Source organism: Phycicoccus endophyticus (assembly GCF_011326735.1).
Taxonomy (GTDB): Bacteria; Actinomycetota; Actinomycetes; order Actinomycetales; family Dermatophilaceae; genus Phycicoccus; species Phycicoccus endophyticus.
This window is the reverse complement of the sequence record NZ_JAANCN010000002.1, coordinates 74,203-97,140: the sequence shown is the minus strand read 5'-3', so window position 1 is coordinate 97,140 and position 22,938 is coordinate 74,203. Positions and strand designations below refer to the sequence as shown.

At 75.2% G+C, this 22,938-nt stretch carries 22 protein-coding genes and 3 tRNA genes; 7 read left to right on the top strand and 18 right to left on the bottom strand.

All coding sequences use genetic code 11. From position 1 onward, the window contains the following. Positions 1–132 precede the first annotated feature (132 nt). On the top strand, positions 133–1,269 hold the full coding sequence (gene purM, locus G8D98_RS03525; RefSeq protein WP_229661870.1) for a phosphoribosylformylglycinamidine cyclo-ligase: 1,137 nt from the start codon (positions 133–135) through the stop codon (positions 1,267–1,269). Positions 1,270–1,307: 38 nt separating this feature from the next. Here purM and G8D98_RS03520 read toward each other — a convergent pair whose 3' ends face one another. The 4 genes from G8D98_RS03520 to G8D98_RS03505 all read right to left on the bottom strand — a co-directional run bounded on the left by G8D98_RS03520 (position 1,308) and on the right by G8D98_RS03505 (position 4,961). Next, complete coding sequence (locus G8D98_RS03520; protein WP_166099189.1) at positions 1,308–1,835, bottom strand: cysteine hydrolase family protein; 528 nt, start codon at positions 1,833–1,835, stop codon at positions 1,308–1,310. Then, positions 1,835–3,382 carry a purine-cytosine permease family protein gene (locus tag G8D98_RS03515; RefSeq protein ID WP_166099186.1) on the bottom strand — a complete coding sequence of 516 codons (1,548 nt, stop codon included), beginning with the start codon at positions 3,380–3,382 and terminating at the stop codon, positions 1,835–1,837. The genes G8D98_RS03520 and G8D98_RS03515 overlap by 1 nt, the downstream gene beginning before the upstream one ends. Positions 3,383–3,475: 93 nt before the next feature. Beyond that, the gene (locus G8D98_RS03510) at positions 3,476–3,664 is read right to left on the bottom strand and encodes a DUF3073 domain-containing protein (protein ID WP_166099183.1); all 189 of its coding nucleotides are present in this window, start codon (positions 3,662–3,664) and stop codon (positions 3,476–3,478) included. 220 nt (positions 3,665–3,884) lie between these two features. Further along, the gene (locus G8D98_RS03505) at positions 3,885–4,961 is read right to left on the bottom strand and encodes a Glu/Leu/Phe/Val family dehydrogenase (RefSeq protein ID WP_166099180.1); all 1,077 of its coding nucleotides are present in this window, start codon (positions 4,959–4,961) and stop codon (positions 3,885–3,887) included. 240 nt (positions 4,962–5,201) lie between these two features. Here G8D98_RS03505 and fgd point away from each other — a divergent pair, with 240 nt between their 5' ends. The 3 genes from fgd (at position 5,202) to G8D98_RS03490 (ending at position 8,228) form a co-directional block, all read left to right on the top strand. Further along, positions 5,202–6,239, top strand: a complete 1,038-nt coding sequence (gene fgd / locus G8D98_RS03500; protein ID WP_166099179.1) for a glucose-6-phosphate dehydrogenase (coenzyme-F420) — start codon at positions 5,202–5,204, stop codon at positions 6,237–6,239. Next, on the top strand, positions 6,236–7,396 hold the full coding sequence (locus tag G8D98_RS03495) for a CaiB/BaiF CoA transferase family protein (protein ID WP_166099177.1): 1,161 nt from the start codon (positions 6,236–6,238) through the stop codon (positions 7,394–7,396). The genes fgd and G8D98_RS03495 overlap by 4 nt, the downstream gene beginning before the upstream one ends. Positions 7,397–7,466: 70 nt before the next feature. After that, positions 7,467–8,228, top strand: coding sequence for an enoyl-CoA hydratase-related protein (locus tag G8D98_RS03490; RefSeq protein ID WP_166099174.1), 762 nt, complete (start codon positions 7,467–7,469; stop codon positions 8,226–8,228). A gap of 21 nt (positions 8,229–8,249) precedes the next feature. Here the strand turns inward: G8D98_RS03490 and G8D98_RS03485 are convergent, their stop codons facing one another. Beyond that, complete coding sequence (locus tag G8D98_RS03485) at positions 8,250–8,933, bottom strand: haloacid dehalogenase type II (RefSeq protein WP_166099172.1); 684 nt, start codon at positions 8,931–8,933, stop codon at positions 8,250–8,252. A 60-nt stretch (positions 8,934–8,993) separates the two neighbouring features. Here G8D98_RS03485 and G8D98_RS03480 point away from each other — a divergent pair, with 60 nt between their 5' ends. Then, entirely contained in the window at positions 8,994–10,526 is a 1,533-nt protein-coding gene (locus tag G8D98_RS03480; RefSeq protein ID WP_166099169.1) for an ATP-dependent DNA ligase, read from the top strand. A 10-nt stretch (positions 10,527–10,536) separates the two neighbouring features. On the opposite strand, the gene G8D98_RS03475 is transcribed toward G8D98_RS03480, so the two are convergent. Further along, entirely contained in the window at positions 10,537–10,992 is a 456-nt protein-coding gene (locus G8D98_RS03475; RefSeq protein ID WP_166099167.1) for a hypothetical protein, read from the bottom strand. 110 nt (positions 10,993–11,102) lie between these two features. Beyond that, complete coding sequence (locus tag G8D98_RS15315; RefSeq protein ID WP_205859691.1) at positions 11,103–11,714, bottom strand: TetR/AcrR family transcriptional regulator; 612 nt, start codon at positions 11,712–11,714, stop codon at positions 11,103–11,105. A 91-nt stretch (positions 11,715–11,805) separates the two neighbouring features. On the opposite strand from G8D98_RS15315, the gene G8D98_RS03465 reads away from it, so the two are divergent. Then, positions 11,806–12,819, top strand: coding sequence for a zinc-dependent alcohol dehydrogenase (locus G8D98_RS03465; RefSeq protein ID WP_166099165.1), 1,014 nt, complete (start codon positions 11,806–11,808; stop codon positions 12,817–12,819). Position 12,820: 1 nt separating this feature from the next. On the opposite strand, the gene G8D98_RS03460 is transcribed toward G8D98_RS03465, so the two are convergent. The 8 genes from G8D98_RS03460 to G8D98_RS03425 all read right to left on the bottom strand — a co-directional run bounded on the left by G8D98_RS03460 (position 12,821) and on the right by G8D98_RS03425 (position 18,441). Continuing rightward, a tRNA-Phe gene (locus G8D98_RS03460) sits at positions 12,821–12,894 on the bottom strand. Positions 12,895–12,939: 45 nt separating this feature from the next. Further along, positions 12,940–13,013: transfer RNA gene (locus tag G8D98_RS03455), tRNA-Asp, on the bottom strand. A 17-nt stretch (positions 13,014–13,030) separates the two neighbouring features. Further along, positions 13,031–13,103, bottom strand: a tRNA-Glu gene (locus G8D98_RS03450). A 114-nt stretch (positions 13,104–13,217) separates the two neighbouring features. Continuing rightward, positions 13,218–13,601 carry a GntR family transcriptional regulator gene (locus tag G8D98_RS03445; RefSeq protein WP_166099162.1) on the bottom strand — a complete coding sequence of 128 codons (384 nt, stop codon included), beginning with the start codon at positions 13,599–13,601 and terminating at the stop codon, positions 13,218–13,220. Beyond that, entirely contained in the window at positions 13,598–14,515 is a 918-nt protein-coding gene (locus G8D98_RS03440) for a hypothetical protein (RefSeq protein WP_166099160.1), read from the bottom strand. Before G8D98_RS03440 ends, G8D98_RS03445 begins: the two co-directional genes overlap by 4 nt. A gap of 121 nt (positions 14,516–14,636) precedes the next feature. After that, positions 14,637–15,692 carry a PHP domain-containing protein gene (locus G8D98_RS03435; RefSeq protein ID WP_166099158.1) on the bottom strand — a complete coding sequence of 352 codons (1,056 nt, stop codon included), beginning with the start codon at positions 15,690–15,692 and terminating at the stop codon, positions 14,637–14,639. A gap of 31 nt (positions 15,693–15,723) precedes the next feature. Beyond that, entirely contained in the window at positions 15,724–16,935 is a 1,212-nt protein-coding gene (locus tag G8D98_RS03430) for a cysteine desulfurase-like protein (RefSeq protein WP_166099155.1), read from the bottom strand. A gap of 69 nt (positions 16,936–17,004) precedes the next feature. Beyond that, positions 17,005–18,441 carry a GuaB1 family IMP dehydrogenase-related protein gene (locus G8D98_RS03425; protein WP_166099152.1) on the bottom strand — a complete coding sequence of 479 codons (1,437 nt, stop codon included), beginning with the start codon at positions 18,439–18,441 and terminating at the stop codon, positions 17,005–17,007. A gap of 78 nt (positions 18,442–18,519) precedes the next feature. Between G8D98_RS03425 and G8D98_RS03420 the strand changes: the two genes are divergently transcribed. Next, positions 18,520–19,767, top strand: a complete 1,248-nt coding sequence (locus tag G8D98_RS03420; RefSeq protein WP_308788824.1) for a DUF445 domain-containing protein — start codon at positions 18,520–18,522, stop codon at positions 19,765–19,767. Between the two features lie 6 nt (positions 19,768–19,773). Here G8D98_RS03420 and G8D98_RS03415 read toward each other — a convergent pair whose 3' ends face one another. From G8D98_RS03415 to G8D98_RS03405, 3 genes are read right to left on the bottom strand one after another with little or no spacing between them, the layout of a single operon-like run. Further along, the gene (locus G8D98_RS03415) at positions 19,774–20,571 is read right to left on the bottom strand and encodes a DUF1295 domain-containing protein (RefSeq protein WP_166099149.1); all 798 of its coding nucleotides are present in this window, start codon (positions 20,569–20,571) and stop codon (positions 19,774–19,776) included. Next, entirely contained in the window at positions 20,571–21,884 is a 1,314-nt protein-coding gene (locus G8D98_RS03410; protein ID WP_166099146.1) for an SAM-dependent methyltransferase, read from the bottom strand. Before G8D98_RS03410 ends, G8D98_RS03415 begins: the two co-directional genes overlap by 1 nt. Further along, positions 21,881–22,879, bottom strand: coding sequence for a MerR family transcriptional regulator (locus G8D98_RS03405; protein ID WP_166099144.1), 999 nt, complete (start codon positions 22,877–22,879; stop codon positions 21,881–21,883). Before G8D98_RS03405 ends, G8D98_RS03410 begins: the two co-directional genes overlap by 4 nt. Positions 22,880–22,938: the final 59 nt, after the last annotated feature.

The following is a 22,938-nucleotide window of genomic DNA, read 5'->3' as shown; positions in this document are numbered from 1 at the left end:
ACCATCTGCGCACTCACGGCAGGTGGGGCGCCGGCCCTTCCCGGCGCGAGTGCGGACGTGGTCGCTCTGGCAACCACCTGCGCACTCGAGGCGGGAGGCGGGGCGCGGCGGGGCGCCGGTAGGCTGCGCGGCGTGAGCCAGCCGAGCGTGCCCGACCAGCCCACCGCCATCACCTACGCGGCCGCCGGCGTCGACGTCGAGGCCGGCGACAAGGCCGTCGAGCTGATGAAGGAGTCGGTGCGCCGCGCCACCCGGCCCGAGGTGCTCGGTGGCCTCGGCGGCTTCGCCGGGATGTTCGACGCCAGCGCCCTGGCGCGCTACCGGCACCCGGTGCTCGCGACGTCCACCGACGGGGTCGGCACCAAGGTCGCCATCGCGCAGGCGCTCGACCGGCACGACACCATCGGCTACGACCTCGTCGGCATGGTCGTCGACGACATCGTCGTCTGCGGCGCCGAGCCGCTGTTCATGACCGACTACATCGCCTGCGGGCACGTCGTCCCCGAGCGGATCGCCGCGGTCGTCGGCGGCATCGCGGCCGCCTGTGCCCAGGCCCGGGTCGCCCTCGTCGGGGGTGAGACCGCCGAGCACCCCGGCCTGCTCGGACCCGACGACTACGACGTCGCCGGAGCCGCGACCGGGGTCGTCGAGCACGACGCCGTGCTCGGTCCCGACCGGGTGCGCCCCGGCGACGTCGTCCTCGGGCTGGCCTCGAGCGGGCTGCACTCCAACGGGTACTCCCTCGTCCGGCGGGTCGTCGCGCAGGCCGGCTGGGCGCTGGACCGGCACGTCGACGAGCTCGGGCGCACCCTCGGGGAGGAGCTGCTCACCCCGACGCGCGTCTACACCGCCGACCTGCTCGACCTCCTCCGCGCGGACGGGGCCGAGGTGCACGCGCTCTCCCACGTGACCGGGGGCGGGCTCGCGGCGAACCTCGCACGGGTGCTGCCGCCCGGGACGCACGCCCGCCTGGACCGCGCGACCTGGACCCCGCCGGCGGTGTTCACCACCATCGGCCGCCTCGGCGCGGTGCCCCGAACCGACCTCGAGCGCACCCTGAACATGGGCGTGGGCTTCGTCGCCGTCCTGCCCCCGGAGGCCGTCGACGCCGCGAGGACCCACCTGACCTCCCGCGGCATCGGCACCTGGGTCATGGGCGAGGTGCGCGACGCGGCCGCGGTCGGGGCCACCGGCGGGGACGTGACCCGCGGCGCCAAGGGAGTCGACGGCGGCGCCGTCGAGCTGGTCGGCGAGCACCCGCCCGCCTGAGCCGGCACCCCCGAACGGGCACGCCCGACGGGCGCCGCTCAGACGACGGTGACCTGGGGGGCGAAGAGCGCCATCGCCGCCAGCGCCCGCACGTGGTTCTGTGGGGTCGAGCCCGCGCACGCGTCGGCGGCGACCTCGACGGTGACGCCGGCGTCGGCCATCGGCAGCGCCGTGGAGATCACGCAGCAGTCCGTCGACACCCCGGCCAGGGTGACGTGGGCGTCGGCGCCGAGGAGGTCGCGCAGCACCGGCCACTTGCCGAAGGTGCCGGCCGTCACCACGTGGGACGCCATGCCGGCCAGCTGCGGGACCACGGCGTAGAGCGGGTCCGCATCGGGGACGAGCGCGAACGGCCACTCCTCGTAGTACGGGCCCCACGACCCCCCGAGCGACGGGTCGGCGACGAACCGGGTGACGACGGTGCGCTCCGGGCCGTGCTCGCGCGCCAGCGAACGCATCCGCCCGACCGCACCGGCGAACATCGGCGAGCCCCAGGGCGAGGCGCCGGGGTCGGCGAAGACGACCTGGGGGTCGACGACGACCAGCCAGTCGTCGCGGTCCGGCATCAGGCCACCGGCTCCGACCCTCCGGCACCCGGAGCACCGCCCGGCGCGGCCTCGGCCCCCGCCTCGGCCCCCGCCTCGACCCCGGCCCCGACCGGTGCCGCCTCCTGCCGGGCGACCCTCCCGCGGCGCAGCACGAGGGAGCCGAGCAGCCCGAGGACGAGCGCCACGAGGACGCCGAGGTTGGCGTACGCCCAGGTGCCGTCCTTGCCGCCGATCGGCCCGAGGAGGTAGCCCTGCCAGTTGTTCCACGAGGCGTCCTCGCTGAACAGGTTGACGACGAGCCCCCAGCCGACGAGCGAGGCGACGACGAGGGTGCCGGTGGCCACCGGGTCCCAGGCGCCGTACCGCCCGCGCGTCGTGAACAGGTCGTCCTCGGCGTAGTCGCGCCGGCGCAGCCAGATGTCGCCGATCATCAGCCCCGCCCACGCCGCGAGCGGCACGCCGAGGGTGATGAGGAAGGACTGGAACGGCCCGAGGAAGCTCTGGGCGAAGAAGACCACCCAGATCGTGCCCAGGGTGAGGATGACGCCGTCGACGAGTGCCGCGGCCGGCCGCGGGATGCGCACGCCGAGGGAGAGCAGGGTCAGGCCGGAGGAGTAGATGCCCAAGGTGGCACCGGAGACGAGCGAGAGGATGACGGCGACGAGGAAGAGCACGAGCAGCCACGTCGGCAGCAGGGTGGCGAGGGTGCCGATGGGGTCGTCGGCGATGCCGTTCATCAGCTCCTCGTCCGACCCGGCGAGCAGCAGCCCGTAGAGGACGAGGACCACGGGGGCCACCGCACCGCCGATCGTGTTCCACGCGACGATCGCGCCGCCGGGGGCGTCCCGGCGCTGGTAGCGCGACCAGTCGGCGGCGATGTTGATCCAGCCGAGCCCGAAGCCGGTCATCACCATGACGAGCGCACCGACGACCGCCGCCGGCGAGCCACCGGGCAGCGCGGAGACCGCGGACCAGTCGACGTGGTCGGCCGTCAGGGCGATGTAGCCCACGGTGACCAGGCCGGTGACCCAGGTGAGCACCGACTGCAGGCGCATGATGATGTGGTAGCCGGCGACCGAGGCGCTGACGATCAGCGCCGCCACGACCGCGGCCGCGACGATCTTCGTCCCCGTGCCGCCGCCCCAGCCGAGGCGCTCGAAGATCGTCGAGGTCGCGAGCACGGCGAGGATGGCGAGGAAGGTCTCCCAGCCGATCGAGGTCAGCCAGGAGACGACGCCGGGGACCTTCTGGCCGGTGACCCCGAAGGCCGCCCGGGAGAGGACCATCGTCGGGGCCGAGCCGCGCTTGCCGGCGATCGCGATGACGCCGCACAGGGCGAACGAGACGGTGATGCCGACGACCGCGACGACGACGCCCTGCCAGAAGGAGACGCCGAACTGGAGGACGAACGCGGCGTAGGAGATCCCGAAGACCGAGACGTTCGCCGCGAACCACGGCCAGAAGAGGTCGCGAGGGGAGGCCGTGCGCTCGGCCTCGTCGATGATCTCGATGCCGGTCGTCTCCACGCCGAGACGCCGTGTCTCGGCTGCACTGGGGGTGCTCATGGGGCGAGCATGGCAGACGCGCCGATGCTGCGGCGGCACCCGGGCCGGCGGCTCAGGTGCCGCGCGGCCCGCCGTGAGGGGGTCCGGGGCGGCTCAGCGCCGCCCGGATACCCACTGCCCGTCGTCGTCCTCGTCGTCCCAGCCGCGGTCGCCCACGGTGTCGCCGTCTCCGGTCTGGGAGTGCAGTTCCCGCTCAAGCGCTGAGAGGTCGGTGTCCGGGCTGAAGTACTTCAGCTCCCGGGCGACCTTCGTCTGCTTGGCCTTGGCTCGGCCGCGCCCCATGGCGTGACCCCCTCGTGCGTCTGCCGGGGCGGCACCGCAGGGTCGGACGGCCCCGCCGGGGGTCATCCCACGCCGCGGGGCGGCTCCGGGAATGGTGTGCATATCGTGACGCCAACGATACATGGCCGAACAGGCCCTCGGCGACGTCACCCGACCGGGCGGCGGCCCTCGCCCTCGCGTCCCGACCCGTGAGACGCGACGGACCGGGCTGGAGGTGCGGTCAGCGCCGCCCGGGCAGCCACGGGACGGGCCCACCGGCCGCGATGCGGGCCTCGGCCAGCCGGTCGGCGGCGACGGCGGGGCTGACCCGGTCGGCGTCGGCGGCCTGCAGGACCGCCAGCGTGCTCTCGAAGATCGCGCGGGTGCGCTCGCGGGCCCGATCCAGGTCGAACCCGTGCAGCTCGTCGCTCACCTGGATGACACCACCGGCGTTGACGAGGTAGTCGGGGGTGTAGACGATGCCGCGCCGGGCGAGCCGCTGCGCGGTGCCGTCGCCGGCGAGCTGGTTGTTCGCCCCTCCGCACACGACCCGGGCCCGCAGGACCTCGACGGTCTCGTCGTCGAGGGCGCCGCCGAGGGCGTTGGGGCTGAAGATGTCGAGGTCGGTGCGGGCGAGGACCTCCGCGTCGGCGACCTCGCGCACCGCGGGGTGCCGCCGGCGCAGCGCGTCGACCGCGGACCGGTCGACGTCGCAGACGACCACGTCGGCGCCCTCCTCGAGCAGGTGCTCGGCCAGCCGGGCCCCGACCTTGCCGACGCCGGCGAGCCCCACCCGCCGCCCGGCGAGGGTCGGCTCGCCCCAGACGTGCTGCGCCGCAGCCCGCATCCCCTGGAGGACGCCGAAGGCCGTGAGCACGGAGGAGTCGCCCGCGCCCCCGCGCTCCGGGGAGCGGCCGGTGGCCCATCGGGTCTCCTCGGCGACGACGTCCATGTCCGCCACGTAGGTGCCGACGTCGCACGCCGTGACGTACCGGCCCGCGAGGGACTCGACGAACCGGCCGTAGGCGCGCAGCAGCTCGGGGGTCTTGTCGCGGTGCGGGTCCCCGATGACGACCGCCTTGCCGCCGCCGTGCTCGAGCCCGGCGAGGGCGTTCTTGCTCGACATCGCGCGCGAGAGGCGCAGGACGTCGGCGAGGGCAGCGTCCATCGAGGGGTAGGGGTGGAAGCGGGTACCGCCGAGCGCCGGCCCGAGCGCGGTCGAGTGCAGCGCGATGACCGCGCGCAGGCCGGTGTCGGGGTCGGAGCAGAACGCGACCTGCTCGTGGCCGGCGAGGTCGACCAGGTCCGTGGGGGGCATGCGGCCACGGTAGCCCCGCGCCGACGTCCTCGGGCGGACGCAGCGGTTTCGCAGCGGGGGCGTAGCGCGGGCGCCCAGGATGGTCCCATCGCGCTCCCGGGGGGACGGAGGCGCGAGGCCCGCGCCACCGGGGGGATGGTGGCGCGGGTGCACCACCGAGCGGGGTGCGGACCGGTCGAGGGGGTCGGTCCGCACCCCGAGGGGGCGGCCCGGCCCGGTGGGGTGTAGCAGGATGACGTCATGACGGCAGCGCGCAGCATCAGGGTCGGGTACAAGGCGTCGGCGGAGCAGTTCGCCCCGGGGGAGCTGGCGGGCTTCGCGGTACGGGCGGAGGAGCTGGGGCTGGACTCGGTGACGATCAGCGACCACTTCCAGCCCTGGCGCCTCGAGGGTGGTCATGCGCCGAGCTCGACCGCGTGGATGCCGTGGGTGCTCGCCCGGACCGAGCGGGTCATGGTGGGCACCTCGGTGCTGACCCCGACGTTCCGCTACAACCCCGCGGTGATGGCGCAGGCGTTCGCGACGATGGCCTGTCTGGCACCGGGGCGGGTGATGCTCGGTGTCGGCACGGGCGAGGCGCTCAACGAGATCGCGGTCGGGTCGGTGCGTGCGGGCGAGTGGCCGGAGTTCAAGGAGCGTTTCGCCCGGTTGCGGGAGGCGGTGGCGGTGATGCGGCGGCTGTGGACCGAGGACCGGGTGACCCACGAGGGGGAGTACTACCGGCTCGAGGACGCGGCGGTCTACGACCGCCCGGAGGTGCCCGTGCCGGTCTACGTCGCCGCCGGGGGGCCGATGGTCGCCCGGTACGCGGGCCGGCACGGGGACGGGTTCATCTGCACGTCCGGCAAGGGCGAGGAGCTCTACCGGGACAAGCTCGTGCCCGCCGTCGACGAGGGCCTGGACAAGGCGGGGCGCGACCACGGCGAGATCGACCGGATGATCGAGGTCAAGGTCTCGTGGGATCCCGACGCGCAGCGGGCGCTGGAGAACACCCGGTTCTGGGCACCGCTGTCGCTCAGCCCGGAGCAGAAGCACTCGATCCACTCGCCCGAGGAGATGGAGCGGGCCGCCGACGAGCTGCCGATCGAGCAGGTCGCCCAGCGGTGGGTCGTGGCCAGCGAGCCGGAGCAGGTCGTCGAGACGCTGCGGTTCTACACCGACCTGGGCTTCGACCACCTCGTGGTCCACGGCCCGGGCCAGGACCAGGAGCGCTTCCTGACCACCTTCGCCGAGCAGGTGCTGCCGGGGCTGCGCGAGCTCGTCCCGGCGACGCGGTGAGCGGACCGCTCGCCGGCGTCCGCGTCGTCGAGCTGGCCGGGATCGGGCCGGTGCCGTTCGCGGCGACCTACCTCGCCGAGCTCGGGGCGGACGTCGTGCGGGTGGACCGGCCGGGCGAGGCGAGCCCGCTCGCGCTGGCCGGGGGGATGCGGCGGTCGCGGCCGAGCATCGCCGTCGACCTCAAGCATCCTGCTGGCGCCGACGTGGTGCACCGGCTGCTCGCGCAGGCCGACGTGCTCCTCGAGGGGAACCGGCCCGGGGTGCTCGAGCGGCTCGGGCTGGACCCGGTGCTGCTGCTCGAGCGCAACCCGCGTCTCGTCGTCGGGCGGATGACCGGCTGGGGGCAGGACGGCCCGTGGGCCCGGCGGGCGGGGCACGACCTCACGTACGCCGCCGTCTCCGGGACGCTGCACGCGCTCGGTGCCCGGGAGCGGCCGGCCACACCGCTGCCGCTCGTGGCCGACTTCGCCGGCGGGGCGATGTACCTCGTGGCCGGGGTGCTCGCCGCGCTCGTCGGGCGCGCCTCGACGGGCCGGGGCCAGGTCGTCGACGCGGCGATGTCCGAGGGCGCGGCACATCTGGTGACGATGGTGCACGAGATGCTCGGGGCCGGGGACTGGCGGGACGAGCGCGGGGTGAACCTGCTCGACGGTGGGGCGCCGTTCTACGACGTGTACGAGTGTGCCGACGGTCGTTTCGTCGCGGTCGGCGCACTGGAACCGGGGTTCTGGCGGGAGCTCGTCGACGTGCTGGGTGTCGAGGTCGCCGGTGAGCAGTACGACGCGGCGACGTGGGACGCGCAGCGGGCGGCGTTCGAGTCGGCGTTCGCGGCGCGCACCCGGGACGAGTGGGCCGCGGCCTTCGAGGGCAGCGACGCGTGCGTCGCCCCGGTCCTGTCCCTGCACGAGGCGCCGGACCACCCGCAGGCCGTGGCGCGCGGGACGTTCGGTGCGGCCGGCGACCCGGGGGCCGCCCCGGCCGTCGACGGTGGGCATCCCGTGCCCCGGGTGGTGCCCCGGTTCTCGGCCACCCCCGCCCGCCCGCCGGGGTCCGCGCCGGCCCCCGGAGCGGACACCACGCGCTACCTCCTGGCCCACGGGTTCACGGCCGACGAGGTGGCAGCGCTCATCCGCAGCGGGGCGGTCCGCCAGCCCTGAGGTCGGCCGGCCCGCTCCGTCCGGCCTGCCGCGAGAGGGCTCCCGGCAGGTCGTGCGCTTGGATGGGGGCATGAGCACCGCACGGGTCCGCGTGGAGGCGGACGGAGCCATCGGCCGGATCACCCTGGACGCCCCGGAGCGGCTCAACGCCGTCGACCCCGAGATGTGCGAGGCGGTCGTCGAGGCCGTCCGCACCTTCGACGCCGACCCGGCCGTCCGGGTCATCGCCCTCACCGGCGAGGGGCGAGGGTTCTGCTCCGGCGCCCCCCTGACCGCCGAGGGCGCCCAGCTCGGCGTGCTCGAGGCCGGGGCCGAGCTCGTCACGACGGTGCTCGGGGCGCGTACCCCGGTCGTCGCCCTCGTCCACGGTGTGGCGGCCGGCATCGGGGTCCCGATCGCGCTCGCGTGCGACTACGTGCTCGCGGCGGACGAGGCCCCCTTCGTCCTCGCCTTCGCGCGGATCGGCCTGATGCCGGACGGCGGAGCCACCGCCCTCGTCACGGCGGCGGTCGGCCGGGCCCGGGCGATGCGGCTCGCGATGAGTGGTGAGGCGCTCCCGGGCGCCACCGCGGCGCAGTGGGGTCTGGTCGCCGAGAGCGTCCCCGCGGCAGGGTTCGCCGACCGGGCCGAGGAGCTGCTCGCCCAGCTCGCGAGCGGGCCGACCCTCGCGCTCGCCGAGACCACCGCGGCGGTCAACGCCGCGGCGCTCGACCTCGAGGCCGCCCTCACCCGCGAGGACGCCGGTCAGCGCCGGCTCGCGGCCACCGAGGACCACCGTGAGGGTGCCGCCGCGTTCGTCGTCAAGCGGGCGCCGAGCTTCCGGGCGCGCTGAGGGCCGCAGGCGCGGTGCCCCTCAGCCCCCGAGACGCTCGGCGAGCTCGGTGAGCGAGCCGACGGTCAGTGTCGGCGGGCGCATCGTCGCCGGGTAGGGCACCCCGAGCCGGTCGACGTACGCGGCCTGGAGGCCGGCGCTCACCGCGCCGTGGGTGTCCCAGGGATGGACCGCGACGAGCATCGCCGCCGCCGGCTCGACCCCGCAGACCTCGAGGGCATACCGGTAGGCGGAGGCGTCCGGCTTCCACCGGGGGGCGTCGGCGACCGACAGCACGTGCTCGACGAGGCCGTCGAGCCCGGCGCGCCCGAGGAGCCCCTCGGCGACCGCGGACGCGCCGTTGCTCAGGGTGACCAGTCGGATGCCGCGCGCCGCGAGCGCACGCAGGCCCGGCTCGACGTCGGGGTGCAGGGGGAGGGCCATGAACGTCTCGAGGACGGCGTCGGCGGCCCGCTGCACGTCCGCCGGCGCTGCGGGGGTGGTCGCGGCGAGGGACCCGAAGGAGGCGCGTGCGAGCTCGGCGAAGGAGGGGTTGTCCCCGGTGACGGTCAGGGCCATGCCGTCACGCAGCAACCCGGCGAACCAGGTCGCGGCGAGGTGCTCGGGCAGGCCGACCTCGGCGAACCGGGCCCGGACCGGCGTCATGTCCGAGAGGGTCTCGTTGACGTCGAGGACGAGCAGCTGGGGGGCGCGGGGGTGGCTCATGTCCCCATCGTCACCCCGAGGAGCGCCCGGGATGTCGGGAGCGACGGGCAGGATGTCCGGATGGACGTCACGCTCGGCGAGCTCGTCGCGGTCTCGCGCGAGGTCGCCGCCACGCGCTCGCGCACCGCCAAGACGGAGGTGATCGCGGCCCTGCTCGCCCGGGCGGACGCCGCCGAGGTGGGCACCGTCGTGGCCTTCCTCTCGGGCGTCCTGCCGCAGCGGCGCCTCGGGGTGGGGCACCGCTCGCTCGGCACGCTGCCCGCGGCCGCTGCCGAGGCCTCCCTCACGGTCGCCGACGTCGACGCCGCCTTCGACCGGCTCGCCGCGCTCGCGGGCGAGGGGTCGGCCGGTGCCCGCCGTGCCGAGGTCGGCACGCTGCTCGGGCGGGCGACGGCCGACGAGCAGCACTTCCTCGCCGCCCTGCTCACCGGCAACCTCCGGCAGGGGGCGCTCGACGGCGTCGTCCAGGCCGCCCTCGCGCGAGCCTTCGAGATCCCCGACGCCGTCGTGCGTCGGGCCGTCATGCTCGCCGGGTTCACGCATGTCGTGGCGGGCATCGCGGCCCGCGGGGGCCGGGCGGCGCTCGAGGAGGTCGGGCTCGTCGTCGGGCGGCCCCTACGGCCGATGCTCGCGGCCTCCGCCAAGACGACCGACGAGGCGGTGGGGTCCTTCGCCGGCGAGCGGATGCTCGTCGACGGCAAGCTCGACGGCATCCGGGTCCAGGTGCACCGGGTCGCCGGCGCGGTGAGCGTCTTCACCCGCAGCCTCGAGGAGATCACCGAGCGGGTGCCCGAGGTCGTCGAGGCGGTCGCCGGGCTGCCCGGCGGCGACCTCGTCCTCGACGGCGAGGCCATCGTCCTCCTCGACGGCGGGCGGCCGGCGCCCTTCCAGGTCACCGGTGCCCGCACGGCCAGCACGGCCGACGTGGGGCGGCTGCGCTCGCAGGCCCCGCTGACCACCGTCCTCTTCGACGTCCTGCACGCCGACGGGCGTGACCTCGTCGACGTCCCCGCACTGGAGCGGCACGAGGTGCTGGCGGCCCTCGCCCCGCAGCTGCTCGTGCCGCGGGTCGTCACGGCCGACCCGGCCGAGGCCGCGCGCTTCTTCGACGAGCTCGTCGCCGCGGGCCACGAGGGGGTCGTCGTCAAGGACACGGCCTCTCCGTACGCGGCCGGGAGGCGGGGGAGCGGCTGGGTCAAGGTCAAGCCCCGGCACACCCTCGACCTCGTCGTCCTCGCCGTCGAGCGGGGCTCCGGGCGGCGCCGGGGGTGGCTGTCGAACATCCACCTCGGGGCTCGCGACCCGGAGGGCGGTGGGTACGTGATGGTCGGCAAGACCTTCAAGGGGATGACCGACGAGATGCTGCGCTGGCAGACGGCGCGCTTCGGCGAGCTCGCCGACGGCCCGATCGACGGGTACGTCGTGCGGGTGCGCCCCGAGCAGGTCGTCGAGGTGGCCCTCGACGGGGTGCAACGCTCGTCGCGCTACCCGGGCGGGGTCGCCCTCCGGTTCGCCAGGGTGCTGCGCTACCGCGAGGACAAGGGCCCGGACGAGGCCGACACCATCGCCACGGTGCGGGCGCTTCGCGGCTGAGCGGGCGGGCTCAGCGCCGGGCCACCGCGCCGACGAGCGCGCCGACGAGCCGGCCCAGGGCCACGAGGATGCCGATGGCGCTGCCGACGAGGGCGACCACGAGCAGGCCACGCACGAGCAGGTGCCAGCCCTCGGAGAGCTCGAACGGGAAGACCGCCCACACCCGCAAGGTGGCGCCCAGCCCGACGAGGGTCGTCACGACCTCACCCGCCGCCCGCACGGGGCCGGTGCCCCGGACCACGTAGACGGCCTCGGCCGCCGCCGACACCCACAGGGCGGCGTTGACCAGCCCGAGCACCCGGGGGGTGGCGTCGGTGAGGAAGGGCAGCGTCTGCCATCCGGGTGCGACGTTGACCAGGTAGAGGACGACGAGGTTGACGAGGGCCCCGACGACGTGCCCGGCGGGCGAGACGGGCACGCGGGACGGGGCCCGGGTCGGCGTCGACCCCGGGTGCACGGCGTCCATGACCACTCCAGCCGGCGGTGACGCTGGAGCCCGCCCGGTCGGCGGGCGCACGCCCCGCCGGCCCCAGCATCCCATCGGTCACGGGGCGCGGCTGCCGACCGTCGCCAGGCTCACACCGGCGGCGGTGGAGGGCCCTCCAGCAGAGGCGCCAGTGCCTCGGCGAACGGGGCCAGGCGGGCCCGCATGACGACGTCCAGGTCCTCCGCGGGCGTGCCCTCCTCGGCCCAGGACCGGGTCACCGAGTCCGCCACGGCGATCAGGGCGCGGACGACCTCGGCGACCCGCGCGGGGTCGGCGGTCGTCCGGGCGCGGACGGCGCCCACGAGCCCGGCGGAGAGCCGCTCGACCCCGGCGGCGTGGTGGGCTCGCAGCTCCTCGACGGAGCGGACGACGCCCCAGCGGGCTGCCATCGCGTCGTGCTCCGCGCGCGGGAGCGCGACCCCGGCGACGATGGCGGCGGTGAGGGCCTGCAGGACGGGCAGGTCCTCGCCGGCCTCGAGGGTGGCCACGACCCGACGCTCGATGTCGGGCAGGTCCTGGGCGAGCAGGTCGCGCTTGCTCGGGAAGTAGTTGAAGACCGTGCTGCGGCTCACCCCGACGGCGCGCGCGACGTCGGCCATCGACGTGCGGTCGTACCCGTGGGTGGTGAACAGGCCGACGGCGACGTGCCGGATCTGCGCGCGCGTGGTCTCCGGTGGTCGTCCCGGCGTCCGTCGGCTCACGGTGCTCCTCGGTGCTCGGTCGGCCCGGTGGGCGGGGCTCCCACCCGCAGCGCGTAGAGTTTCTGTACTGAGTACAAGTATAGGAGGCCCCATGAGGTCCGTCCGCGTCACCGGCCCCGACCGCGTCGAGTGGGTCGAGGTCGACCCGCCCGTCGCCGGCCCTCGCGACGTCCTGCTCGCCATGAGGGCCTGTGGGATCTGCGGGTCCGACGCCTTCTACACCCACGTCGGCGGCATCCCTCCCCGTCAGGGGGCCACGCCGCTCGGTCACGAGCCGGCCGCCGAGGTCGTCGAGGTGGGCTCGCAGGTGACGGGCCTCCAGGTCGGCGACCACGTCGTCGTCGACACGATGCGCCTGCGTGACGGGCTGCTCGGCAGCGGCGGGGCGCAGGGCGCCCTGTCCGAGTACGTCCTCGTCGAGGACGCCGCGCCCGGGGTGCAGCTGCGGGTCATCCCCGAGCACATCCCCTGGGAGGTCGCGGCACTCAACGAGCCGATGGCGGTCGCCCACCATGCGGTGCGCCGCTCCGGCGCCGCTGAGGGAGACACCGCGGCGGTCTTCGGTGCCGGGCCGATCGGCCTCGGCGCCGTCCTCAGCCTCAAGAGCCTCGGTGTGGGGCACGTGGTCGTCGCCGACGTGCAGCCCTCGCGGCTCGAGAAGGCCCTGGCGGTCGGAGCCGACGCCGTGGTCCGCTCCGACGAGGAGGACGTCGTCGCCCGGCTGCGCGAGCTGCACGGCGAGGCGACCGACGCCCTCGGTCACGCCGGGAAGGCCGGCACCGACGTCTACCTCGACGCGGCCGGGGTGCCGGCGGTGGTGCAGGACGCCCTGCGGGCCGCCAAGCACCGCGCGGTGCTGTGCATCCCCGCCGTGCACAAGGAGCCGGTGCCCGTCGACTTCGCCCAGGTGCTGGCCGCGGAGGTCGACATCCGGCTGGCGATGGGGTACCCGAGCGAGATCTTCGAGGTGACCGACGCGATCATCGAGCACTGGGAGCGGTACGCGCGGATCATCAGCCACACGCTGCCGTTCGAGCGCGCCCTCGAGGCGCTGACCCTTGCCGCCACCCCCGGCGCCGCCGACAAGGTCGTCGTGACCTTCTGAGTGGCCAGGGGCGGGGTCGAACCGCCGACCTTCCGATTTTCAGTCGGACGCTCGTACCAACTGAGCTACCTGGCCGGACCCGCACGACGCGGCCGCCGAAGCGGCGCATGCGTGGAGGAGCGACCCCGACGGGACTCGAACCCGCGACCTCCGCCGTGACAGGGCGGCGCGCTAACCAACTGCGCTACGGGGCCTTGGCTGTGCAAGACCGTATCCCCAACGGGATTCGAACCCGTGCTACCGCCGTGAAAGGGCGGGGTCCTGGGCCGCTAGACGATGGGGACCCGACTCTCGTCGAACCCTCCACGTCGCGCGGACCGTCGGCGCTCGGATCCGTCGAGGACTCGGAAAGCATAGGGGACGCCGCGTCCGCCGCCAAAACCGGGTCCCGCCCCGCGTCAGCGCCCGGGAAGGGGCCCGGGAGCCCCGCGCAGCGCGGCCCGGACGAGGTCGATCGTCTCGACCTCGCTCAGCCCTTCGCGCCGCGCGAGCCCGGCGAGGTCGCGGGCCGCGCGCCGCACGGCGTCGTCGGCGGCGGGCACGCCGGCGGCGACGACGGTGCCGGTCCGGCGGCGCGTCGTGACCAGACCGGCCGACTCGAGCTCGCGGTAGGCCCGGGCCACCGTCCCGGTGGCCACCCCGAGGTCCCCCGCGAGGGCGCGGATGGTCGGGAGCCGGTCGCCGGGGCCGAGGGCCCCGGTCGCGATGTGCCCGGCGACCTGCGCCCGCAGCTGCTCGTACGGCGGCTCCGCGGCGCCGAGGTCGACGGTCAGTGTGGTCATCGCGCGACGACGCCCGGCGCCGATGCTCGAGGCCGCGGCTGCGCCTCGTCCCGGCGGGTCGGGGCCGAGACGAGGGCCACGACCGCGAGGCCGAGGGCGAGGACGGCGACCACGAGGAGGGTGACGGCGAGGTGCTGCCGCCAGTCGAACGGAGCCTGCCCGGGGATCGGTGCGCCGTTGTTGCGGAGGGACTCGGCGAGCGACCGGAGGGAGGAGCTCGCGACGAACGCGGTGCCCGCCAGGGTGAGGAGTGTCCCGACCGTGCTGACCCGCAGCAGTCGAGCGGTGCTCGCGACGCGGGCCGCCCGGTCGAGCTGCGCGTGCTCGGCATCGAGCGCCGGCCGGTGCTCGACCGTGCGCAGCCCCCACGAGGTCACCAGGACGCAGAGCAGGAGGGCGGCGAGGATCGGGGCGGCGTACCGCGCCCCCGGGAACGGCGAGCTGGCCGAGGATCCGGTGGCCCACTCGGCCCCGACGCTGCGCCCGTCGGGGCCGGCGAGCAGGGTGCCGCCGACGCATACTCCGGCAAGCGACCAGGTGGCGCCCCACCACAGGCGGTGGAGCAGGCGCGGTGGTTCCGGCCGGGGCCGGATCCCCGCCGTGCGGAGGGTGCCCGACGGCCGGGGCCACGTGCGTTCGAGGACCGTCGCGGCGAGGACGACGAGGGTGGCGATCGCCAGCGGCGTGACGGCCAGGGCGCGGTCGTCGGCGACTCGGAGGGCGAGACCCCCGAGGACCATCGAGACGAGGACCGTGGCGCCCGTGGCGAGATGGACGCGTCGGCGGGCGGCGCGGCCGACGTCGTCGGACGCCCGGGGGAGACCGGCGGTGACCCCGGTGAGGAGGCCGACGAGCAGCACCCCGAGGACGAGGGCGAACGACACGGGCAGGACGACCAGGGCCAGGAGGCTCATCGGATGCTCCTCACGCAGACGGGAACGGGTACGGCCCCAGCATGTCCCTCAATGAAACATTGTGTCAATACATTGATTCAATGATTCGACCTCGGGACGGGCCGGCGGACCGCCTGATCCGCTACCCGTCGCCGGCCGCCCACGCGCGGACGCGGTCGACCTCCCAGGTCGTCACGACGCGCTCCGCCGGCACCCCGAGCCGCTCCGCCCGCTCGCACCCGTAGGCCTTCATGTCCAGCTGGCCCGGGGCGTGCGCGTCGGAGTCGATGCTGAACAGGCAGCCGAGGTCGAGGGCGAGCTCGACGAGGTCGTCGGGCGGGTCGCAGCGTTCGGGGCGGCTGTTGATCTCGACGGCGGTGTCGTGCTCGGCGCAGGCCTCGAAGACCGCGCGCGCGTCGAACTCCGAGGGCGGGCGGGTGCCCCGGGAGCCGGTGACGAGCCGCCCGGTGCAGTGCCCGAGGACGTTGACGCGGGGGTTGCTCACGGCCGCCACCATCCGCGTGGTCATCGGCCCGGCGTTCATCCGCAGCTTGCTGTGCACCGAGGCCGTGACGAGGTCGAGCCGGCCGAGCATCTCGTCGGTCTGGTCGAGCGAGCCGTCGTCGAGGATGTCGACCTCGATGCCCTTGAGCAGGGTGAACCGGCCGGCGAGCGAACGGTTCACGCCGTCGACGATCTTCAGCTGACGGCGCAGCCGCTCGACCGAGAGGCCGTTGGCGACGCGCAGCTGGGGGCTGTGGTCGGTGAGGACCATCCACTCGTGCCCGAGCTCGACACCGGTGAGCACCATCTCGTCGATGGGCGAGCCGCCGTCGCTCCAGTCCGAGTGCAGGTGGCAGTCCCCGCGCAGCGCGGCGTAGAGCTCCTCGCCGCCGTCGACGAGCGGGCCGCCGGCCTTGTCCTGGAGCGAGCCGAGGTAGCCGGGTAGGTCACCGGCGACCGCCTCCGCGATGACGCCGGCCGTGGACTTCCCGATGCCGTCGAGGTCCTGGAGCGTGCCCGCGTCCGCGCGCTCGGCGAGCTCGCCCGGGTCGAGGGCGCGCACGGTCTTCACCGCGTTGCGGAACGCCTCGACCCGGTAGGTGCCCGCCCGGGTGCGCTCGAGCAGGAACGCGATGCGGCGCAGGGCGTCCACCGGGTCCACCGGCGCCTCGAGCGGCTCGAGCAGCGCGACCATACGGCCGATGCTGTCACACCCGGCCGCGTGCTCAGCCCGTGGCGTCGAGGGCGGTGAGCAGCCGGTCGACGTCCTCGGCGTCCGTGTACGGCGCGAGCCCGACCCGCACCCCGCCGGCGTCACCGAGGCCGAGGTGGCGCGAGCACTCGACGGCGTAGAAGCTGCCCGCGGGGGCGTTGACGCCGCGGGCGGCCAGCGCTCGGCGCACCTCCTGCGGGTCGTGCCCGGCCAGGGTGAACAGCAGCGTCGGCGTGCGCCGGGCGGCGTTGGAGAAGACCCGCACACCGGGACGGTCGCGCAGCGCCGGCTCGAGCACGCCGAGCAGCCGCTCCTCGTGCTCCTCCAGCGCCGCGACGGAGGCCCGCAGCCGGGCCCGCCGGTTCTCGGGGGTCACCGGCGCGTCGAGGTCGTCGAGCCGGGCGAGCAGGTCGACGGCGGCGGTCGTGCCCGCCATGAGCTCGTAGGGGAGGGTGCCGAGCTCGAAGCGCTCCGGCACCACCTCCGGCGACGGGAGCAGCTTGTCCGGGTGGAGGGTCTCCAGCCAGCCCGGGTCGGCGGCGAGCACCCCGCAGTGCGGGCCGAGGAACTTGTACGGCGAGCAGGTCCACACGTCGGCGCCGACGGCCTCGACGTCGACCGGGACGTGCGCGGTGGCGTGCACGCCGTCGACCCAGTGCACGGCCCCGACGGCGTGCGCCGCTCGCGAGATCGCCGCGGTGTCCGGGCGGGTGCCGATGAGGTTGGCCGCCGCGGTCGTCGCGACGAGGCGGGTCCGCGGCGTCAGCGCCTCCTCGACGGCCGCGGTGGGCAGCTCGCCGGTCTCGGGGTCGAAGTCGACCCAGCGCACGCTCGCCCCGGCGGCGGCGGCCAGCTGCACCCACGGCCGGATGTTCGCGTCGTGGTCCAGCCGGGTGACGACGACCTCGTCGCCCGGGCCCCACTGCGCCGCGAGGGCGCGCCCGACGTCGTAGGTCAGGGCGGTCGCACTGCGTCCGAACACGACGCCCCGGGGGTCGGCGCCCAGCAGGTCGGCGACCGCGGCACGGCACTCGGTGACCACCTGCTCGGCGCGGCGCTCGGAGGCGGTCACCGTGCCCCGGTTGGAGATCGCCGAGGTCAGTGTCCGGGCGACGGCCTCGCCGACGACGTCCGGCACCTGGCTGCCTCCGGGGCCGTCGAAGTGCGCCGCCCCCTCGGCCAGGGAGGGGAAGTGCGACCGGATGCGAGCGACGTCGTAGGCCATGGACTCATCCTCGCGCACGCCCGCCGGGTGCCGGGTGGGGCGGGCCGGCCGCGGCACGGCCCGCCCGGACTACCAGGAGGTGTGCAGGGGGCGGCCCTCGGCGAAGCCGGCCGTGCTCTGGAGGCCGACGGTCGCCCGCTCGTGGAACTCCTCCAGGGTGGCGGCCCCGGCGTACGTGCACGCGCTGCGCAGCCCGGCGACGATCTGGTCGATGACGTCCTCGACGCTCGGCCTCTCCGGGTCGACGTACATCCGGGCGCTGCTGATGCCCTCCTCGAACAGCTCCTTGCGGGCACGCTCGTAGGCGGTGTCGGTGGCGGTCCGGTGGCGCACCGCCCGGGCCGAGGCCATCCCGAAGGACTCCTTGTACTGCCGCCCCTGCTCGTCGGTGTAGAGGTCGCCGGGGGACTCCAGCGTGCCCGAGAACCACGAGCCGACCATGACGTTGGACGCTCCGGCCGCCAGCGCGAGCGCGACGTCGCGGGGGTGCCGCACGCCACCGTCGGCCCACACGTGCTTGCCGAGCTCGCGTGCGGCCGAGGCGCACTCGAGCACCGCGGAGAACTGTGGCCGACCGACGGCGGTCATCATCCGGGTCGTGCACATCGCCCCGGGGCCCACGCCGACCTTGACGATGTCGGCGCCTGCCCGAACCAGGTCACGGGTCCCCTCGGCGGAGACGACGTTCCCGGCGACGAGCGGGACCCCGAGGTCGAGGGCGCGCACCGAGCGCAGCACCTCGAGCATCTTCTCCTGGTGGCCGTGCGCGGTGTCGATGACGAGGACGTCCGCGCCCGCCTCGGCGAGGGCCGCTGCCTTGGCCGCGACGTCGCCGTTGATGCCCACGGCGGCGGCGATCCGCAGCCGCCCGGTGTCGTCGACGGCCGGGGCGTAGAGGTGGGCCCGCAGTGCCCCGGCCCGGGTGAGCAGGCCGACGAGCCGCCCGTCGGGGGCGATGACCGGCGCGAGCCGCCGGCGCGCGTGCGAGAGCACGTCGAAGGCCTTCTCGACGTCGACACCGTCGTCGAGGGTGACCATCTCGCGCACCATGACGTCGGCGAGCTGGGTGAACCGGTCGACCCCGGTGAGGTCGGTCTCGGTGACGATGCCGACCGGCCGCTCGCCCTCGACGACGATGCCGGCACCGTGGGCGCGCTTGTGCAGCAGGACGAGCGCCTCGCCGGCGGTCGTCGACGGGGCGAGGGTGATCGGGGTGTCGTAGACCAGGTGGCGCGACTTCTGCCAGGCGATGACGCCACGCACGACGTCGACCGGGATGTCCTGGGGGATGACGGTGAGCGCGCCCCGTCGTGCCGTCGTCTCGGCCATCCGGCGCCCCGCCACGGCCGTCATGTTCGCGACGACGAGGGGCACGGTGGTGCCCGTGCCGTCGCTGCTGCGCAGGTCGACGTCGAGCCGGCTGGTCACCGAGGAGCGGCCCGGCACCATGAAGACGTCGTCGTAGGTGAGGTCGAGCTGCGGCTGGAGGCCGTTGAGGAAGCGCACGTCATCAGGGTAGGTGCGCCCCGGGCCGGCACGTCACCCGTGGGGGGCGGGTGCGGCAGGATGCGGCGGGTGAGTCTCATGGAGCCCTCGCCGGCCGACGTGCGCCGGCGTGCCGGCCTGCGCCGGATGCGCCTCGTCGCGCTCTCGCTCCTGCTCCTCGCGGCGGCCGTCTTCCTGGCCACCCTGCGCCTCGACCACGGCGGGGCCTGGGGGTACGTCAACACCGGGGCCGAGGCGGCCATGGTCGGCGCCCTGGCCGACTGGTTCGCCGTGACCGCGCTCTTCCGCCACCCGCTCGGCCTGCCGGTGCCGCACACGGCGATCATCCCCCGGCGCAAGGACGACATCGGGCGCAACCTGCAGGAGTTCGTCACCGAGAACTTCCTCACCGACGAGATCGCCCGCGAGCGGCTCGCCGCGGCGCACGTCAGCGAGCGGGTCGGCGCCTCCCTCGGCCGGCCGGCCACCCGGCGCCGGATCCTCGCCGAGGTGGTGCGCGTCGTGCGCGCCGGCCTGGGCAGGTTCGACGAGGCCGAGGTGCGTGCGCTCCTCGGCGACCTCGTCGTCCCCCGGCTCGTCCGGGAGCCGGTCAGCCCGATCGCCGGCGCCCTGCTCGAGGGCGTCGTCGAGGAGTCGACCCACCACGGGCTGGTCGACCTCGGGCTCGAGCAGCTGCACGACTGGCTGCGCGAGAACCCCGGCACGTACGCCGACCTCCTGGGCGCCCGGGCCCCCTGGTGGACGCCGCCGTGGCTCGACGACCGCGTCATCGCCTGGACCTACGAGCAGGTCCTCGGCTGGCTGCGGGAGATCCGGAGCGACCCCCGGCACCCGGCGAGGCTCGCGCTCGACGACCTGCTGCGTCGCCTGGCCGAGGACCTCCAGCACGACGAGGGCGTCATGGCCCGGGCCGAGGCGCTCAAGGAGCGCCTGCTGACCCACCCCCAGGCCACCGAGACCGCGGTCGGCCTCTGGCGCTCCTTCCGGGCCGCGCTCGAGGGAGCGATGGCGGAGGAGACCTCGTACTTCCACGCCCGCGGGGAGGAGCTGCTCGAGCACCTCGGCCGCCACCTCGTCGAGGACCCGCAGTGGAAGGCCGTCGTCGAGGCCCGGTTGGCCGAGGCCGTCTCGTTCGTCGTCAACACCTACGGCGACGAGCTCGCCGAGGTGATCTCGGTGACCGTGCAGCGGTGGGACGCGCGCGAGGCCTCCGAGCGGATCGAGCTGCACGTCGGCCGGGACCTGCAGTTCATCCGGATCAACGGGACGGTCGTCGGCGCCCTTGCCGGGCTCGCCATCCACGCCGTCGCCCGGCTCCTCGGCTGACCTGCGTCAGCGGCGCTTCGGCGGGAGCGGGAGGAACATGCTCGTGCGCTCCATGTACGCGCGGTAGCCGGGGCGCTCGGCCATCTGCGACTCGAGCAGCCGGGCCCCCGTCGCGAACGCCAGGAAGTACGTCATGAGCACCGGGGAGAGCACCGTGAGCACCCCGGGCCACGCCCCGGCGGCGAGCAGCCACAGGCCCCACCAGACGGCGGAGTCGCCGAAGTAGTTGGGGTGGCGGGTGTAGCGCCACAGCCCGCGGTCCATGACCTTGCCCTGGGTGTCGGGGTCGGCCTTGAACGCCTTCAGCTGGGCGTCGCCGACGGCCTCGAACGTCACGCCGACGAGGTAGACGAGCACCCCGAGAGCGGCGACCCAGCCGAGCCGGGAGTCCGTGGCCGCCGCGACCTGCAGCGGCAGCGAGACGAACCACGCGGCGACGCCCTGGGTGCCGAACACCCGCACGAGGGCGTAGCGGAACCGACGGTCCTCGGGCACCTGCGACAGCATCGTCTCGTACCGGGGGTCCTCGCCCCGGCCGAGCGCCCGGCCGCGGATGTGCCACGCGAGCCGCCCGCCCCATGCCGTGACGAGCAGCGCGAGGAGCAGCGACCGCCCGGACTGCTGGCCCAGCAGGTACGCCACCCACCCGATGAGGACGAAGACCAGCCCCCACGTGATGTCGACGACCGCGACCTTGCCGGCCCGCTTCGCGAGGACCGCCGTGACGGCCATCGCGAGCAGCGACGCGAGCGCCGAGCCGACGAGGACGACGCCGAGCGTGCCGAGCGAGAACCCCTCGCCCATCAGCGGGCCGGGTCCGTGACGGCGGGCTCGCCGCCGGGGCGGCGCAGGAGCAGCTGGTCGACGCCCATCCGGTGGTCCCGGAAGGCCTGCGAGCCGCCGACGAGGTAGAGCCGCCACACCCGGGCGCCCTCCTCGCCGATGAGACCCACGACCTGCGCCCACCGCTCCTCGAGCGTTCGGTGCCAGGCGTCGACCGTCCACACGTAGTGCTCGCGCAGCGCGTGCACGCCGCGCACCTCGAGCCCGGCGCCCTCGAGGAGGCCGAGCGTCTCCCCGACCGGGCGCATCGTCATGTCCGGGGCGATGAACGCCTCGATGAACGGGCCGCCACCGGGGTGCGCGCCCCGCCGGGACATCTGCTGGACGAGGACGTAGCCGCCGGGGCGCACGCTGCGGTGGAGCATCGCCGCGTACGTGCCGTAGTTGCGCTCGCCGACGTGCTCGCCCATCTCGAGGGAGGCCACGGCGTCGAACGGCTCGTCGCGGACCTCCCGGTAGTCCTGCAGCCGCACCTCGACCCGGCCCTCGAGCCCGCGGCGGTGCACCCGCTCCTGGACGAAGGCCTGCTGCTCGGCGGAGATCGTCACCCCGGTCACCCGCGCCCCGAAGTGCTCGGCCGCGTGGAGGGACAGGGCGCCCCAGCCGCAGCCCACGTCGAGCAGGCGCATCCCGTCGGAGAGGCCGAGCTTGCGGCAGACGAGGTCGAGCTTGGCGGCCTGCGCGTCCTCGAGGGGCATCTGCGGGCCGTCGGCGAAGAACGCCGCCGAGTAGGCCAGGTTCGGGTCGAGGAGGAGCTCGTAGAACGCGTTGGACAGGTCGTAGTGGTGGCTGACCGACGCGCGGTCGCGCGCGAGGGAGTGCAGCCGACCCGAGACGACCGCCTGGGTCGCCGGAGGCGCGGGCGGGCGGCCGAGAGCCCCGGCGTCCCGGGCGAGCCGGACGAGGTCGGGCAGCAGGCGGACCACGCGAGTGGCGGTGAGCGGCGGGATGCCGCGCTCGGCCACCGCCGCGCGGACGGTGTCGAGCGCGGTGCCGAGGTCGCCGTGGACCTCGAGCTCGCCGGTGACGTAGGCCTGGGCGGCGCCGAGCTCGCCGGGGTGCCAGAGCAGCCGGGTGAGGGCTCGCGGCGAGCGCAGCTCGACGAGCGGCCGCTCGGGCACGCCGCCGGGTGCGCCCGGGTCCGGTCCGGCGTCCGGCCCGGCCTCCGAGCCGTCCCAGGCCCGCAGGCGCACCGGCAGTGGGCCGCCGAGGAGGGGCCGCAGTGCGGCCTCGATCCGCCCGGCGACCCCGGGCGGGGTCGTCGTCGTGGTCACGGGCGGGGTTCGGAGTCGGACGGCCCGGTGGATGGGGCGCGCTGGAGGCCGCGGCGCCGCTCGCGGGCGGCCTCGGTCAGCTCGGAGACGCTGGCGACCAGGTCGGGCCCGAGGTGGTGGGCCGCGATCTCGTCGAGGACCCGCGGGGTCGTGCCCCGTCCGGCGAGCCAGAGGGGGTGCCGCTGCGCGATCCGCCCCAGGGTCGGCCCGTGGGCGCGGAAGCCGGCGGGGCGGCGGGCCGCGAGCACCACGGCGTCGGGCTCGATGAGGTCGGCCGCCGAGGAGAGCGAGGCGATGGGGGTGTCCGGGCCGAGGTAGCGGATGCGCCAGCCGGCCCGGCCGAGGAGCACGCCGAAGCTGAGCAGGATGATGTCGTGGAACTCGCCGGGCGGGCAGGCGAGCACGGCGACCGGGCCGGTGCCGATGCCCCAGGTGAGCGAGAGCGCCCCGAGCCGCCGGCGCACGAGGCTGCTCGCGAAGTGCTCCTGGGCGACGCCGATGCGGCCGAGCTCCCACATCTCGCCGACGCGCGCGAAGAAGGGGACGACGACCTCGACGATGGCGCTCTCGACGGAGCGGTCGAGGAAGGCGGTGTCGAGGACGGCGTGGGCACGGTCCTCGTCGAGGGCGGTGACCGCGTCGAGGAGCTGGGCGACGAGCACCGGCGGGTCGGTGCGCATGGGGTCGGTGTCGCGCCGGCTCTCGCGCGCGGCGTGGGCACCGTCCCCCTCGCCGCCCGTGGCCGCGTCGCCGGCCCGCTCAGCGGCGAGCACCTGGCGGCAGGCCTCCATCGCGCTGACCCCCTGATCGCGCAGGCTGACGACCTCGCGGACGCGGCGCTCGTCGTCGCTGCCGTAGAGCCGGTAGCCGCCGGGGGAGCGCACGGGCGTCAGCAGCCCGTACCGGGACTCCCACGCGCGCAGGACGTGCGTGCTGACGCCGACCCGGCCGGCGAGCTCGCCAATCCGCATCGACGGTGGGACCGAACGCCTCATCCCGCTTACGGTAGGCGCTCGTCGCAGATTTGACAAACCTTTGACGAGACTCGACGGAA